General features: G+C 72.9%; 15 protein-coding genes. 6 read left to right on the top strand and 9 right to left on the bottom strand.

Annotated features, from left to right (window positions below; translation table 11 throughout):
* Positions 1-132: 132 nt before the first annotated feature.
* Both AB0I49_RS24965 and AB0I49_RS24960 read right to left on the bottom strand, forming a co-directional pair.
* Positions 133-810 carry a response regulator transcription factor gene (locus AB0I49_RS24965; protein ID WP_363229293.1) on the bottom strand — a complete coding sequence of 226 codons (678 nt, stop codon included), beginning with the start codon at positions 808-810 and terminating at the stop codon, positions 133-135.
* A 2-nt stretch (positions 811-812) separates the two neighbouring features.
* Positions 813-2,027 (bottom strand): histidine kinase, encoded by a 1,215-nt coding sequence (locus AB0I49_RS24960; protein ID WP_363229292.1) that lies wholly within the window; start codon positions 2,025-2,027, stop codon positions 813-815.
* A gap of 159 nt (positions 2,028-2,186) precedes the next feature.
* Between AB0I49_RS24960 and AB0I49_RS24955 the strand changes: the two genes are divergently transcribed.
* Positions 2,187-2,777 (top strand): hypothetical protein, encoded by a 591-nt coding sequence (locus AB0I49_RS24955; RefSeq protein ID WP_363229291.1) that lies wholly within the window; start codon positions 2,187-2,189, stop codon positions 2,775-2,777.
* A gap of 6 nt (positions 2,778-2,783) precedes the next feature.
* Here the strand turns inward: AB0I49_RS24955 and AB0I49_RS24950 are convergent, their stop codons facing one another.
* Together AB0I49_RS24950 and AB0I49_RS24945 are read right to left on the bottom strand one after the other, a co-directional pair.
* The gene (locus AB0I49_RS24950) at positions 2,784-3,281 is read right to left on the bottom strand and encodes a VOC family protein (protein ID WP_363229290.1); all 498 of its coding nucleotides are present in this window, start codon (positions 3,279-3,281) and stop codon (positions 2,784-2,786) included.
* 82 nt (positions 3,282-3,363) lie between these two features.
* Positions 3,364-3,936 (bottom strand): cob(I)yrinic acid a,c-diamide adenosyltransferase, encoded by a 573-nt coding sequence (locus tag AB0I49_RS24945; protein ID WP_363229289.1) that lies wholly within the window; start codon positions 3,934-3,936, stop codon positions 3,364-3,366.
* A gap of 202 nt (positions 3,937-4,138) precedes the next feature.
* Here AB0I49_RS24945 and AB0I49_RS24940 point away from each other — a divergent pair, with 202 nt between their 5' ends.
* The 3 genes from AB0I49_RS24940 to AB0I49_RS24930 all read left to right on the top strand — a co-directional run bounded on the left by AB0I49_RS24940 (position 4,139) and on the right by AB0I49_RS24930 (position 8,394).
* Positions 4,139-4,987, top strand: coding sequence for a 3-hydroxyacyl-CoA dehydrogenase family protein (locus tag AB0I49_RS24940; protein WP_363229288.1), 849 nt, complete (start codon positions 4,139-4,141; stop codon positions 4,985-4,987).
* Between the two features lie 246 nt (positions 4,988-5,233).
* Positions 5,234-5,557, top strand: coding sequence for an STAS domain-containing protein (locus tag AB0I49_RS24935; RefSeq protein ID WP_363229287.1), 324 nt, complete (start codon positions 5,234-5,236; stop codon positions 5,555-5,557).
* Positions 5,558-5,808: 251 nt separating this feature from the next.
* Positions 5,809-8,394, top strand: coding sequence for an ATP-binding protein (locus AB0I49_RS24930; RefSeq protein ID WP_363229286.1), 2,586 nt, complete (start codon positions 5,809-5,811; stop codon positions 8,392-8,394).
* Positions 8,395-8,541: 147 nt separating this feature from the next.
* On the opposite strand, the gene nucS is transcribed toward AB0I49_RS24930, so the two are convergent.
* Positions 8,542-9,204, bottom strand: a complete 663-nt coding sequence (gene nucS, locus AB0I49_RS24925; protein ID WP_363229285.1) for an endonuclease NucS — start codon at positions 9,202-9,204, stop codon at positions 8,542-8,544.
* Positions 9,205-9,413: 209 nt separating this feature from the next.
* On the opposite strand from nucS, the gene AB0I49_RS24920 reads away from it, so the two are divergent.
* The gene (locus AB0I49_RS24920) at positions 9,414-9,806 is read left to right on the top strand and encodes an SCO5389 family protein (RefSeq protein WP_363132677.1); all 393 of its coding nucleotides are present in this window, start codon (positions 9,414-9,416) and stop codon (positions 9,804-9,806) included.
* Positions 9,807-9,869: 63 nt separating this feature from the next.
* Here AB0I49_RS24920 and AB0I49_RS24915 read toward each other — a convergent pair whose 3' ends face one another.
* Positions 9,870-10,895, bottom strand: a complete 1,026-nt coding sequence (locus AB0I49_RS24915) for an LLM class flavin-dependent oxidoreductase (protein ID WP_363229284.1) — start codon at positions 10,893-10,895, stop codon at positions 9,870-9,872.
* A gap of 205 nt (positions 10,896-11,100) precedes the next feature.
* Between AB0I49_RS24915 and AB0I49_RS24910 the strand changes: the two genes are divergently transcribed.
* Positions 11,101-11,433, top strand: coding sequence for an ATP/GTP-binding protein (locus AB0I49_RS24910; RefSeq protein WP_363229283.1), 333 nt, complete (start codon positions 11,101-11,103; stop codon positions 11,431-11,433).
* Between the two features lie 20 nt (positions 11,434-11,453).
* Here the strand turns inward: AB0I49_RS24910 and AB0I49_RS24905 are convergent, their stop codons facing one another.
* The 3 genes from AB0I49_RS24905 to AB0I49_RS24895 form a co-directional block, all read right to left on the bottom strand.
* A complete protein-coding gene (locus AB0I49_RS24905) occupies positions 11,454-12,437 on the bottom strand; it encodes an ABC transporter permease subunit (RefSeq protein WP_363229282.1) in 984 nt (327 codons plus the stop codon).
* Positions 12,434-13,639: an ABC transporter ATP-binding protein gene (locus tag AB0I49_RS24900; RefSeq protein ID WP_363229281.1), complete on the bottom strand. Its 1,206-nt coding sequence runs from the start codon at positions 13,637-13,639 to the stop codon at positions 12,434-12,436. Before AB0I49_RS24900 ends, AB0I49_RS24905 begins: the two co-directional genes overlap by 4 nt.
* 601 nt (positions 13,640-14,240) lie before the next feature.
* Positions 14,241-15,011, bottom strand: coding sequence for an ABC transporter permease (locus tag AB0I49_RS24895; protein WP_363229279.1), 771 nt, complete (start codon positions 15,009-15,011; stop codon positions 14,241-14,243).
* Positions 15,012-15,013 lie beyond the last annotated feature (2 nt).

Raw genomic sequence — 15,013 nt, 5'->3', positions numbered from 1 at the left:
AGTGCTCCTCGAAGAGGTCCGATGGGGAACCTGTGCCGCCAGGTGAGGTGTGCGTTTTCTGAACACGCTCACCACAGTTGTGAGGGGAGAGTAAGAAGGTCTGGACCAGCGGTCAAGAGGTCTGTACCAACGTCAAGAGGGCCGGATCAGCCCCAACTCCTGTGCCAAAACCGCCGCTTGCACCCGGCTGCGCAGCTCCAGCTTGGCGAGCAGGCGGCTGACATGCGTCTTGACGGTCGCCTCCGCCATATCGAGGCGCTGGGCGATCTCCGCGTTGGAACGCCCCTCGCCCAGACGGACGAGCACCTCGCGCTCGCGGCGCGTCAGCGCCTCCAGCACGGCTGGATCCGGCGCGTCGGGCGACGGCGCCGGCGCGGGGCGCGCGAACTCCGCGATCAGCCGGCGGGTCACGGCCGGGGCGATCATCCCCTCGCCGCGCGCCACCGTCCGTACGGCCGCGACCAGTTCGGCCGCCTCGCTGTCCTTGAGCAGAAACCCCGCCGCGCCGGCCCGCAGTGCCCCGAAGACGTACTCGTCCAGGTCGAAGGTGGTCAGCACGAGGACGTCCGCCAGCCGCTCCTCGGTGATCAGCCGGGTGGCCGAGACACCGTCGAGCCGGGGCATCTGCACGTCCATCAGCACGACGTCCGGGCGCAGTTCGCGGGCGAGCCGCACGGCCTCCTCGCCGTCGCCCGCCTCCCCGGCCACCTCGATGCCCGGCGCCGAGCCGAGGATGAGGACGAGCCCGGCCCGTACCGCCGACTGGTCCTCCGCGACCAGCACCCGCACCGGCCCTGCCGGGGTTTCCACGCTCACTGCGATCCTCTCTCGTCCAGCGGCAGCACGGCCCGTACGCGCCATGCCTTGCCGCCCTCGGTCTCGTATCCGTCGTCCGTCGTCACCGGGCCCGCCTCGAACTCCCCGTCCAGCAGCGCGACCCGCTCGCGCATGCCGACCAGCCCCGCCCCCGAGCCGGGCGCGCGCGGCCCCGGCCGGTCCCCGAACCGGCTCGTCACACAGACCTCCAGCGGACCGTCGCCGGCCCGGCCGAGGCGGACCGACACCTCGCCGGGCGCCGCGTGCTTGAGGGCGTTGGTCAGCGACTCCTGGACGATGCGGTAGGCGGCCAGCTCCACGGGGGCCGGCAGCGGGCCCGGCGCGCGCTCGTCGAGCAGGGCGAAGCGCAGGCCGGAGCCCGCGCCGTTGGTACGGGCCTGCTCGATCAGCGCGTCCAGGGCGTCCAGCCGGGGCGCGGCGGCCGGCTCCTGCTCGCCGCCCGCGTCCCGCAGCAGACCGATCAGGCGGCGCATCTCCGCCAGCCCCTGGACGCTGTTCGCGCGGATCACGGCGAGCGCGTCTGCGGCCGCCTTCGGCTCGCCTATCGACAGGGCCGCCGTCGAGTGGATGGCGATGGCCGAAAGGTGGTTGGCCACCATGTCGTGCAGCTCCCGCGCCATCCGGGCGCGCTCCGCGCCGACCGCCTCGCGCCGGTCCAGCTCCGCCAGCAGCGCGGTGCGCTCCGCCTCCAGCCGGGCCGCCCGCGCGGAGTCGCGGTAGCGCCGGATGCCGACGCCGGTCCAGGCGGGGGTGATGGTGAGCAGGGCCGCCGCGACGCCGATGAGCAGCGCCTCGGGCTTGCGCAGCAGCGCCAGCGACAGCAGCGTCACCACCACCGTGAACAGCTCGGCGGCGCGCGGGACGCGGCGCGCGGCCGCCGGCGACCCGTACAGCACGGCCGCGTACACCAGATCGGTGAACATCACGACGGTGGCGATCAGGGTGCCGGTGCTCAGATCGAGGGCGAGCGCGAGAACGCCGACGGCCAGCGCCGTCCGGGGCGCGGTGCGGCGCAGCAGCTCGGCCCCGGCCATCACGGCGAGCGCCACCAGCGTCAGCGGCTCGGGGAACCCGTCGATCGGCCGCCCGCCGGTCAGCCCGAGGAACCACAGCGTGAGCCCGCCGAGCAGCCCACCGGCCGCGATGAGCACGTCATGGCGGTGCGGGCGACCGGGGAGGCGGAGCGGCATGGGTCCATCACAGCACGTGGGAGGGGCGGAGGCGTCGGCGTGCGGGCGCGCGTACGAACGCGCCGACTACATCGAAGGATGCAGCGGCAGATCGTCACGGGCGACGACGCGCGAGCCCGTACCGGCGGTGAGGCTGGAGGGGAGAGACGGGAGAGAGCCATGATCGTCACACTGGTCGTCGCCTGCGAAGTGGCCTTCTGGGTGCTGCTGGCCGTAGGGCTGGGCCTGCGCTACCTGGCGAAGATGCCGAGGGCGGGGCTCGCGGTGCTGTTGCTGGAGCCGGTCCTGGAGCTGGTCCTGCTCGTCGTCACCGCGATCGACCTGAAGAACGGCGCCGAGCCGGACTGGAAGCACGGCCTCGCCGCCGTCTACATCGGCTTCACGGTGGGCCTCGGCCATCAGACCGTCAAATGGGTCGACGGACACGTGGCCCACCGCTGGGCGGGCGCCCCCAAGCCCGTCAAGCCGCCGAAATACGGCATGGCGCGCGCCGTACACGAGTGGAAGACCGCGGGCCGCTGGATCCTCGCCGCCGCGGTGGCGATGGCGCTGCTCCAGGCCGCCATCTGGTACGTGGGGGACGACGGCGGCACCAGCTCGCTGCGCTCGTGGCAGCTGAAGATGGTGTGGGTGATCGGCATCAACCTGGTCATCGCCGCGGGCTACACCCTCTGGCCGAAGCAGCCGCCGGGCGGCGGCGAGGGGTCCGGCGGGGAGCCGGAACGGCCGCACTCCCTGCTCAAGCGGTGAGGGGCGTCAGCGGGCGGCGGGCGCGGAGCCCCAGCGCCGCCGCGCCCCGTCGATGTCGAGCGGCTTGCGGACGATCGGCTCCTCGTAGGACCAGGAGTCGCGGGGCGTCGGCCACATCACCTCGATCTCGATGCCGTCCGGGTCGGTGCAGTAGACCGACAGGTGCATGCCCTGGTCGTAGGTCTCCTTGACGCGGCCCTCGGCCTCCAGCCGCTCCTTGACCTCGGCCAGCTCGTCCAGGGTGCCGACCTCGAACGCGACGTGCAGCAGGCCCGGCGGCGCGGCGTCGGGGCGTACGGCGTCCGGCGCCTCGGCGCGGATCAGCCCGAGGTCGTGGTGGTTGTCCGACGCCTCCGGGGTGCGCAGGAAGACCATGAACGGGTCGGGGCCGTCCCCGGGGATGCTGTCCACCACCTCCAGCCCCAGGATGTCGCGGTAGAAACGGGTCGAGACGGCTATGTCGGCGACGGACAGGACGATGTGGTTCACCCGGCGGATCGTCATCGGTCTCTCCTGCGTATGAGGTGGCGCGTGACGGGCCCCGGAGTCGGGGCCCCTTCGGTTCGCACGTATGCTCCGGCGGCTGTCAGCGGTCGCCGCCGGGGACCCACAGAACGTCTCCGACCTCCTTGTTGGCCGTCCGGGCCAGGATGAACAGGAGGTCCGAGAGGCGGTTGAGATACGTGGCGGTCAGCGGGTTCATGATGTCGCCGTGCACCTCCAGCGCCGCCCACGTGGAGCGCTCCGCGCGGCGGACCACCGTGCACGCCTGGTGCAGCAGGGCCGCGCCCGCCGTGCCGCCCGGCAGGATGAAGCTGCGCAGCTTCTCCAGCTCCGCCAGGAAGCGGTCGCAGTCGGCCTCCAGCTTGTCGACGTAGGACTGCTCGACGCGCAGCGGCGGGAACTCGGGCTCCTCGACGACCGGGGTCGACAGGTCGGCGCCCACGTCGAAGAGGTCGTTCTGGACCCGTACGAGCACCTTCACGACCTCCTCGGACAGCTGCCCGAGCGCGACGGCCACCCCGATCGCGGCGTTCGCCTCGTTCGCGTCGGCGTACGCCGCGATGCGGGTGTCGGTCTTCACGGTGCGGCTCATGTCGCCGAGGGCGGTGGTGCCGTCGTCGCCGGTGCGGGTGTAGATGCGCGTCAGATTGACCATGAGTACGAGCCTAGCTACGCGACGGGACTTTGTGAGCCGGGCGTCAGGGCGGGGTCCGCCGTGCCCGGCCCGGCGGACGGGGCGTCAACTACGCGGCCGATATGCGGCGAAGAACACACAGTGACGCGTACCTCTTACTGCTGCCACGAGGGGTGAACGGGCGTTAAGGTCCGGCAAACAGCGTCGAGGAGAGGTGTGTGTCGTGGCGAAGAAGCTCGCCGTCATCGGAGCCGGCCTGATGGGTTCCGGCATCGCCCAGGTCTCCGCCCAGGCGGGCTGGGACGTCGTGCTGCGCGATGTGACCGACGCGGCGCTGACCCGCGGGACGGACGCGATCAAGACGTCGTACGACCGGTTCGTCGCCAAGGGCAAGCTGGACGCCGGCGCCGCCGAGGCCGCGCTCGGCCGTATCACCACCACCACCGACCTCGACGGGGCCGCCGACGCCGACATCGTCGTCGAAGCCGTCTTCGAGAACATCGACACCAAGCGGGAGATCTTCCGCACGCTCGACGGGCTGGTCGGGGAGCGGACCGTGCTCGCCTCCAACACCTCCGCCATCCCGATCACCAAGATCGCGGCCGCCACGACGCGTCCCGAGCGGGTCGTCGGCGCGCATTTCTTCTCGCCCGTGCCCATGATGCAGTTGTGCGAGCTCGTCCGGGGGTACAAGACCAGTGACGAAACCCTCGCCGCCGCGCGGGAGTTCGCCGAAGGCGTCGGCAAGACCTGCATCGTCGTCAACCGGGACGTGGCCGGGTTCGTGACCACCCGCCTCATCTCGGCCCTGGTCGTCGAGGCGGCCAAGCTGTACGAGTCCGGGGTGGCCACCGCGGAGGACATCGACGTCGCCTGCAAGCTCGGCTTCGGGCACGCGATGGGCCCGCTGGCCACGGCCGACCTCACGGGCGTCGACATCCTGCTGCACGCCGCGGACAACATCTACACGGAGTCCCAGGACGAGAAGTTCGCCCCGCCGGAGATCATGCGCCGCATGGTCGACGCGGGGGACATCGGCCGCAAGAGCGGCCAGGGCTTCTACGAGCACTGACGCCGGCGCTGATATCGGCATTGACATCAGCGTCGACAGCAGCGCCGACAGCAGCGCTGACGCCGGCACCGATGCCGGCGCTGGTATCGGCACCGAGGAGGCGGTTGCGCGGACCATCCACATCGGGATCACTCCGAGGAGTGAATTCGGTATCGGTTCGCTTACAGACGGCAACTTCACGGCATGAGAGGCAGTCAGTTCTGTAGACACGGAGGCAACATCACGTACCGGATCCGGGGAGCGCATATGCATATCAGGGGCGACCACGCCGAGCTGGTCGTCGGGGGCCGCCTCGACGTCCGCAGCGCGGCGGACGCCCGTACGGCCCTGCACGCCGCCGTCGACTCGGGCCGCGGCGATCTGTTCCTGGACCTCACCGAGCTGGACTCCTGGGACGCCACAGGGCTCGGCGTCATCATGGGCGCGCACCGCCGCGCGGGGCGCACGGGCCGGCGGCTCGTGCTGCGCGGCGTGCCGCCGCAGATGCAGCGCCTCCTGGTCGCCACGCGGCTGCACCGCATCCTCGCCATCGAGGGCGGCATCGAGGCGGAGTCGCTGCCGCGCGTCTGACGCCGGCCGCGGGCCGCCGCGGCCCGCCGCGCGGCGCCGCGGCCGGCCGATCCGCCGCCGGACTGTGACGTCCCGCGCGGCGCGACACCCCTCAGGTGCGGGGATACTGTGGGAAGGTTTAGGGTTCGATGTCCCCGCCGCTTTCCGAAAGCCTACGGCGGGCACCGGACCAGAAGCGACGGCGAGCGTGCGGACAGGCCGGGAGGGCAATACGGCACGCCACGCATCTGGGGGGCTTGACCATGGACCCGATGGACCGGGGACCGGAAGACCACGAGGGCCGCGACGGCGACGGGCGCCGCGACGGCCGCACACCGGCGGACGGCACCGCCTCGCAGGCGTCGGACCACGAGCGGAGCACGCCCGGCTCCGGCGGCGACGCCCCGGCGCTCGCCCGTACCGTACAGCTCGTCACCGGCGACTACCTGCTCACGATCAACCCCGTGGACGGCAGCGAGATCGAGGTCTGCCAGCCGGCCGAGCGCCCCGGCCGCCCGGAGAAGCACCTGCCCGAGGAGCGCGCCGAACTCCGCCGGGCGGCCGCGCCGCCGCCCCTCGACCGGAGCGCCGGGTCCGAACTGCCCTTCCTGGGACGCGACGAGGAGCGCGAGCGGCTCGTACGGCTGCTGGCCCGCGGCCGGTCCGTACGGCTCACGGGCCCGCCCGGCGCGGGCCGCACCAGCCTCCTCGACGCCGTCGCCGAGGACTGCGCGGACCTCGCGCCCGACGGCGTCGTGCGCCTCTCCGGCTACCGGCGCACCTCCACCGACCTCCTGTACGACCTCTTCGCCGCCGTCCACCGCGCCCCGCTGCACCGCCCCGACCGCGACCAACTGGCCGCGCTGGTGGCCGACATCGGCGCCGTCGTCGTCCTCGACGACCTGGAGTTCGGCGGCGCCGCGCTCGACGACCTCCTCGACGCGACCCCCGAGTGCGCCTTCCTGATCGCGGCCACCCCCGACGTCGCCGCGCCCTCCGCCGACTCGCACCTCGAAGAGGTCTTCCTCGGCGGGCTCGGCCGCGACGCCTGGCTGGAGCTGCTGGCGCGGGCCGTGCGGCGGCCCCCGGCCGCGGACGAGGCGGGCTGGGCGGCGGAGCTGTGGTTCGAGTCCGAGGGGCTGCCGCTGCGGTACGTACAGGCCGGGGCGCTGCTGCGGCAGCGCGACGAACTGCGCGCCGGCCCCGCCCTCGGGTCCGCCGAAGAGCGCGACGAGTACAGCGTCTTCACGGAACGGCCCGTGGACGCGGCCTTCGACGGGGGCGAGGGGCACGACGTGCCGCTGCCCACCGCCGCCGAGGCCGCCGAGCCCGCCGCGCTGATCGCCTCCCGCATCAGCGAGGCCGGCCGCGCCACCCTGCGCCTCGCCGTGGCGCTCGGCGGCGAACTCCCGCACCAGGCGCACCTTCCCGCGCTCGTCGGGGACGCCCACGCCGACGCCGCGCTCGGCGAGCTGATCGCCTGCGGGCTGGTCACGCCCGCCGGGGCCCACTACCGGCTGGCGGGCGGCGTCCTGGCCCAGCTCCAGGCCGCCGGGTACGGCACCGACGCGGCCACCCACGCGCAGCTCGCGGCCCAGCACTACGCCTGGTGGGCCGGGCACCCCTCGGTCACCCCCGAGCGCACCGCCGTCGAGTCCGACGCGATCCTCGCCGCGATGGGCGTCCTCGTGGCCAGCCGGGAGGCCGGGCACCCGGCGGCGGCCGTGCTGCTGGCCCGTACGGCGGCGCCCGCGTTCGCTGCGGCGCTGCACTGGAGCGCCTGGGAGCGGAGCCTGCGGTTCGGGCAGGAGGCCGCCCGGATCGCCGGTGAGGTCGCCGAAGAGGCGTACTTCCACCACGAGTTGGGCATCCTCGCGCTCTGCACCGGCAACCTGGACCGGGCCCGCGCCGAGCTGGAGGCGTCCATCGGGCTGCGCGGCGTGCTCGCCGACCGGCGCGGCACGGTCGCGGGCCGCAGGGCGCTCGCCCTGGTCGCGGACCGCTCCGGGCGGCCCGCCGCGGGCGCGCCGCCGACGCCCGACGGGTACACGCCCGCGGGGGAGGAGGTCCCGGCCGCGCAGTCCGAGGAGTCGGCCTCGCCGCCGGGCGGCGTCGCCGCGCCGCTCGCCGCCGCGGGCCCCGACGACAACACGACCACGCTCATCACCCGGCTCGCCGCCGACGGGGGAGCGGGTGCGAGCGCGGGTGCGGGCATGGGCACGGCCACGCCGCCGCCCCCGGCCCGTAAGACGGTCTTCGGCGGCGCCCGGCGCAACCTGGTCGCGGCGGGCGCGGGCGCGCTCCTCGCGGCCGTACTGGGCACCGTGGTCACCCTCGGCGCCACCTCCGGCGACGACAAGGACCCCTCCGACAAGGTCAAGCCGGGCCAGTCGGCGTCCCAGCAGGACGGCGACGACGGCCTGACCGCCGACCAGCCGGGCGACGGCCGGAACAACCCCGGCGGGGCGCCGGGGCGCCAGGGGACCACCGGGCACCCCGGGCCGACGACCAGCCCGGACGGCCCCTCCGGCTCCCCGACCCCCTCGGACAGCGCTTCGCCGGGCGACCCGACCGGCAGCGGGGAGCCCTCGCGCACGCCGTCCTCCCCGTCGGATCCGACGGGCGGCCCCACCGAGCCGACCCACTCGCCGACGCACAAGCCGACGACGGCGCCGACGCACACCCCGACCCACAAGCCGACGACGACGCCGACAGGCGGCCCGGACCCGACCGGACCGACGACGCCCGAGTCTCCGACCACCGGCCCGACGTCCAGCCAGACCGTGACGCAGTCGGCTTCCCAGTCGGCTTCGGGGTCGGCCTCCCAGCCGGGTCCGGACGGGTCGCGGACCGCCTAGCCGAGGGCCGCCCGTACGCACACGGCGTGACGGAAGCGGAAACGGAACGGGCCGTACGGGAGATCCCCGTACGGCCCGTAACACTCACGGCGCGGTCTGAAAAGAGCGGTTAGTACTCAAAAGTGGCCCAGAAGGGCGAAGCACCGTTCAGAAGAGCCGGAGCTTGTCGTCCTCGATGCCGCGCAGCGCGTCGTAGTCCAGGACGACGCAGCCGATGCCGCGGTCGGTGGCCAGCACCCGCGCCTGCGGCTTGATCTCCTGGGCCGCGAAGACGCCCTTGACCGGCGCGAGGTGCGGATCCCGGTTGAGGAGTTCGAGATAGCGCGTGAGCTGCTCGACGCCGTCGATCTCGCCGCGCCGCTTGAGCTCCACGGCCACCGTCGCGCCCTCCGAGTCCCGGCAGAGGATGTCCACCGGGCCGATGGCGGTGGGGTATTCGCGCCGGATCAGCGTCCAGCCCTCGCCAAGTGTCTCGATCCGATCGGCGAGCAGCTCCTGCAGGTGTGCTTCCACGCCGTCCTTGATGAGGCCCGGATCGACGCCGAGTTCGTGCGAGGAGTCGTGCAGGATCTCCTCCATGGTGATGATGAGCTTCTCGCCCGCCTTGTTCACCACGGTCCACACATCGCCGTCGCCCTCCTTGAGGGTGCAGGGCGGCGACATCCAGTTGAGGGGCTTGTAGGCCCTGTCGTCAGCGTGAATGGAGACGCTGCCGTCGGCCTTCACGAGGATGAGACGCGGGGCCGAGGGGAGATGGGCGGTGAGCCGGCCCGCGTAGTCCACGGAGCAACGGGCGATGACGAGACGCATGGTCGGTCACGCTACTCGACGCCGGGCCGTCCACGCGATTCGCCCCGGATGGGCCCAAACGCCGATGGCCGGTTGTGTGCGCATTCTCCTGGTGCGTCGGCAGTGGCCGAATTACCGTTGAATGGGGCGGTCGCCGTACGGGCACTCTCCGTTGTCGACCGTCCGCCCATCCCTTAGACCCCGCTCGCGGGGTCGCGAGAGGAGAACCCATGTCGCTCGACGTCTCACCGGCCCTCCTCGAACAGGCCGAGCGAGGCGAGGTCGACGAAGCCGAATTCGTCGACTGCGTCCGGACCTCCCTGCCCTACGCATGGGAGATGGTCAGCTCCCTGGTGGCTCAGCTCAAGGTGGACGGTGGCGAGTTCGCCGACAACCAGACGCCTCCTCCGAACGAGCAGGCGCGCGGCCAACTGCTGCGCGCGCTGGCGAGTGACGCGATCCGCGGTGCGCTCCAGCGGCACTTCGGGGTCCGCCTGGCGTTCCAGAACTGCCACCGGGTTGCGGTCTTCCCGCTCGACCCGGCGGTCGACGACCGTCTCGCCCGTTTCACCTCGATCCGCGGCCAGCTGCTGAACCAGTCTCCGGAGCTTCGGGACTGCTGATGTGATCCGGCTGCCGCCCCGCCTGCGGGAGGTGCGTCCAGGGGCGGCAGCATCCCGGCCCGGTCAGCCGAGCAGCGGGAGCACCTCGGCGCCGAGCCGGCGGATGTTCTCCTCCGTCGCCGCCAGATCGCCCGAGCCCTCCGTCAGGAGGGCGAACCGCCGGATGCCGGTCCGCTCGGACAGGGCCGCCAGGCGGTCCGCGCACAGCCGCGGCGGGCCGACCGGGTGCAGGCCGCACAGCAACTCCGTGTAGGCCGCCGGGTCGCGCATCGCGCGCTCGCGCCCGTCGGCCGTGACATGGGCGGCCAGCCCCTGGCGCAGCCAGCCGGGCATCGACTTCATCAGGGTCTCCGCCGCGGCGCCCTCGCCGTCCTCGATCTGTACGACACCGGCCGATACGTGCCCGGCCGCCGCGACCTCCTCGGGCGGGCGGCCCGAGGCGAGGGCGTGCTCCCGCCACAGGGCCACCATCTCCGCCTTCTCCTCGTCGCCGCAGTGCATGCCCAGCAGCATGGGCAGGCCGCGCTCGGCCGCGAGCCGGGCCGTCTTCGGCGAGGTGCAGGCGACGATCACGGGCGGCTCGGCGAGCTCCGGCAGTTCGTCCGCGCGCGGCACGACGTCCACCTCGCGAAAGGCGTACCGCTCCCCGCACGCCCCCACTCTCGGCTCCCGCAGCCAGCGCGTCAGCAATTCGAGGGATTCCGGGAACCCGGATTCGTACGCACCGATCCCCGATCCGAACACCTCCAGATCCACCCACGGCCCGCCGCGCCCCACCCCGAGGGTGAACCGCCCGCCGGAGACGAGGTGCAGCAGCGCCGCCTGCTCGCCCAGGGCGACCGGGTGCGCGGTCGGCAGCACGCTGACGGCGGTGCCGACGCCGATCCGGCGGGTGCGGCCGAGCAGCAGCCCGGCGAGGGTGACGGCGGACGGGCAGACGCCGTACGGGACGAAGTGGTGTTCGGCGAGCCAGACGTCGTCCAGCCCCGCCTCCTCGGCGACTTCCGCGGTCCGTACGGCGCGGTGCAGCGCCTCCCCCTGTCCCTGGCCGGGGAACTGCGCTGCCAGGACGAAAGCTCCAACGCGCATCGCTCTTATGCCTCCTAGCGACCGACGCGACATCCCCCTGTAGGCAACAACGTGTGACACGTGCCAAGGGCACGGCTTCGCATAAACTTTCATGATGATCAGAGGGAGGCCAGAGGAGCGGCTGCCCTACATGTACCCGGGGCGGTGACCCTGACGCGTAATCTGGTGACGCCCCGTAGCTCTCCAGATCCCCATGAGGTGTCCTGTGTCCCCGCGCCGAAACCGCCCGCGAGGCGGCGCCGACAAATACGCCGCGCGAGATGAGGGCGGCGTCCCCAGCGAGCGCTACGGTCTGGAGCGCTCGGAGGACTGGCGGGGCGAGCCGTGGATCGTGCGCATGGTCGGCGGCGGCGCCGCGGCCAAGCACTACCGGTGCCCCGGCTGCGACCAGGAGATCCCGCCCGGCGTCCCGCACGTCGTCGCCTGGCCCGACCACGGCGGCGTGGACGACCGGCGGCACTGGCACAAGGCGTGCTGGAACGCGCGGGACCGCCGGAGCGCGCGGCTCCAGCGGTCCCGTAACGCGCCGCGGTACTGACCCCGGCGTCATTCCTCTGCTTACACGTCGCGCTTGGACAGGGCGGCGTAGGCGCCGGCCATCACGACCGCCGTCAACCCCAGCATGATCCACAGCGGGGTCCAGCCGGTGGGGCCGTCGTCCCCCATCCCGGCGCCGTACATGCCGCCGAGCTGGCTGGGGATCGAGTACAGGAAGAGGAACTCGCGGACCTTCTGCAGGCTCTCCGAGACCATGAACAGGCCCAGCACCAGCGGCAGCAGCACCACGCCCAGCATGACCGTGACGGCGCCCGCGGAGTGCCGCAGCAGTGTGCCGACGGCCATCGCCAGCAGGCCCAGCGTCGCGACGTACAGGCTCACGCCGATCGTCGCCCGCACCCAGTCGCCGCCCGTCGCCCCGCCGTCGGCGGCGTTGCTGCTGAGCAGCGCGGACTGGATCAGCGCGACGAGCACCGTGGCGACGGCGGTGATCACGAACGCCACCGCGAAGAAGACCATGCCCTTCGCGGCGAGCACCCGCCCCCGGCTCGGGCAGGCGGTCAGCGTCGTACGGATCATTCCGGTGCCGTACTCCGAGGTCATCGTGAGCGCGCCCAGCGTGATCACGCACATCGAGCCGAGCAGTACGCCGAAGAAGCCGAAGCTCGGCAGCGGGGTGGGGGTCTCGCCCTGGGAGCTGACGGCCACGGCTACGAGCAGGCCGATGCCGAGGACGAGGGCGACCATCACGCCGAGCGTCCACATCGTGGACCGCACCGACTTGATCTTGGTCCACTCGGAGGCGAGGGCGTCGCTGAGGTTCGCCTGGCGGACGGGGATCGGCGAGGCGTAGCCGTAGAGCTGGCCGTGGCCCCTCTGATGCTGGTACTGACCCTGGCCGTACGCGCCGCCCTGCCACTGCTGCGGCGGACCCGCGTGGGCCGTCGGCTGCTGCCCGTACGGGGTCTGCTGCGGGGCGTTCGCGTGGGGCCCCTGCGGCGGCACGGGTCCCTGGGGGGCCTGCTGCTGGTTCGGGGTCGTCATCGGGCGTCCTTGTGCTCGGGGTGCTCGCGGTTGTCGCGCTTGTCCAGGTCGGCGGGGGCGGGGGCGGCCTGCGGAGCTGCGGCGGGCGGCGCCTGCGGGGGCTGCTGAGGCGCCTGCTGCGGCATCGGCTGCGGGGCCGCGTACGGATTCGGCTGTGCGCCGGGCTGTCCGTACCCGCCCTGCTGGGGCGCGGCGGGCCCCTGCGCGCCCCAGCTGTCGGCCGGGTTGTAGCCGACCGGGGTGTACCCGGCGGGCACCTGCTGGTGCAGGCCGATCCGCTGGTCGGCCGTGGAGCGGTAGTCGACGGCGCCCTGCGTGAGGCGCATGTACGCCTCCTCCAGCGACGCCTGGTGCGGCGAGAGCTCCCACAGCCGTACGTCCACGCCGTGCGCGACATCGCTGATCCGCGGCAGCGGCAGCCCGGTGACCCGCAGCCCGCCGTCCTGCTCCGGCAGCACCTGGCCGCCGGCCTCGATGAGCGCGGCGGTGAGCTTCTCGCGCAGCTCGGGCTCGGTGTCGGGGGTGCGGACGCGCGCGAAGTCCGCCGAGTTCTGCGAGATGAAGTCCTTGACGCTCATGTCGGACAGCAGCTGGCCGCGGCCGATGACGATCAGGTGCTCCGCGGTGAGAGCCATCTCACTCATCAGGTGGCTGGAGACGAAGACCGTGCGGCCCTCGGCGGCCAGCGACTTCATGAGGTTGCGGACCCACAGGATGCCCTCGGGGTCCAGACCGTTGACGGGCTCGTCGAACAGCAGCACCTGCGGGTCGCCGAGCAGCGCCGCCGCGATGCCGAGCCGCTGGCCCATGCCGAGCGAGAACCCCTTGGAGCGGCGCCGGGCGACGTCCTGGAGGCCGACGACCCCCAGCACCTCGTCCACGCGGCGCGCGGGGATGCCGGAGAGCTGGGCGAGGCAGAGCAGGTGCTGCCGGGCGCTGCGCCCGCCGTGCACCGCCTTGGCGTCGAGCAGGGCGCCGACCTGGCGCGGGGCGTTGGGCAGCTCGCGGAAGGGGTGGCCGCCGACGGTGACGCGCCCGGCGGTCGGCTGGTCCAGACCGAGGATCATGCGCATGGTCGTCGACTTGCCGGAGCCGTTGGGCCCCAGAAAGCCGGTGACGGTCCCCGGCCGCACCTGGAACGACAGGTTGTACACGGCCGTCTTGGCGCCGTAGCGCTTCGTCAGGCCGGTCGCCTCGATCATTCTCCGCCCCTCACGAGATGGTCGGGGCGCGTGCCCCCGTAAGCGTTAGGAGGATAACCACGCGTTGACGGTTCCCGTTAAATGAGAATTCGGCGGGGGCCGGGGTGACGGCATTTCGCCCTCGGGATTCGGGGAACCCTTGTAGGGGCGGCGGGGACGCGGGGAGGCCCCGCGCGGTGCGGCTGTGCCCTGTGGGGGCGCGGGGAACTGCGCGACCAGCCACGACGCTCCCGCACCGGGCGCGCCGGGCCGCATCCTGGCGGAGCGTCTACGCGTCGCGCGGGGGGGGCGGGGAGGTCCCGCGCGGGGCGGCTGTGCCCTGTGGGGGCGCGGGGAACTGCGCACCCGGCGCACCGGGCCGCATCCTGGCGGAGCGTCTACGCGTCGCGCGGGGGAGCGGGGAGGCCCCGCGCGGTGCGGCCGTGCCCTGTAGAGGCGCGGGGAACTGCGCGACCAGCCACGACGCTCCCGCACCGGGCACGCCGGGCCGCACCCGACGTACGGAGCCGGCCCCTGGCTGGGCCCGGCTGGGCCCGGCTGGGCCCGGCGGAGCCTCGACGCACCCGCAGGCGCGCGTACCTACCAAACCCCAGCGGAGCGCCTAGGCATCGCGCCGCTTCAGCGACAAATAGCCGAAGAACAGCGCCGCCGCCACCCACAGCACCATGATCGCCAACCCGCCCCACGGCCCGTACGGCGCGTCGTCGCTCGTCGGAACCACCTGCATGATCTTCCCGCCGGCCTGGTCCGGAAAGTACTGGCCGACCTTCTTGGTGGCGGAGACGCTGCCGAGGATGTTCGTGACCAGGAAGAAGAACGGCATCAGGACGCCCAGCGACAGCACGGGGCTGCGCAGCACCGCCGTGATGCCCATCGAGAACATCGTGATGAGCGTCATGTAGAGCCCGCCGCCGACCACCGCCCGCAGCACCCCCGGATCGCCGAGGGACGCGCTGTGGCCGCCGAGCATCGCCTGGCCGACGAAGAACGTCACGAACGACGTCACCATGCCGACGACGAGGGCGAGCAGCGTGGCGATGGCGGCCTTGCCGAAGAAGAACGTGCCGCGCTGCGGTACGGCCGCCAGCGAGGTGCGGATCATGCCGGTGCTGTACTCGTTGGAGACCACCAGCACCCCGAAGACGATCATCGCGAGCTGGCCGAGCCCCATGCCCGCGAAGCTGGTGAGCGTCGGGTCGAAGGTGAGCTGGTTCTCCTGCGACAGGTCCTTGAACCCGTTCTTGGACACGGCGCTGATCAGCGCGCCGAGCGCGATCGTCACCACGGCGGCCAGGCCGAGCGTCCAGGCCGTGGACCGCACCGATTTGATCTTGGTCCATTCCGACCGCAGGACCTGTTGCGCCACGGCCATCG

This window comes from Streptomyces sp. NPDC050617, from assembly GCF_040654795.1.
Classification (GTDB): domain Bacteria; phylum Actinomycetota; class Actinomycetes; order Streptomycetales; family Streptomycetaceae; genus Streptomyces.
This window is presented reverse-complemented; position numbering and strand designations above follow the sequence as displayed.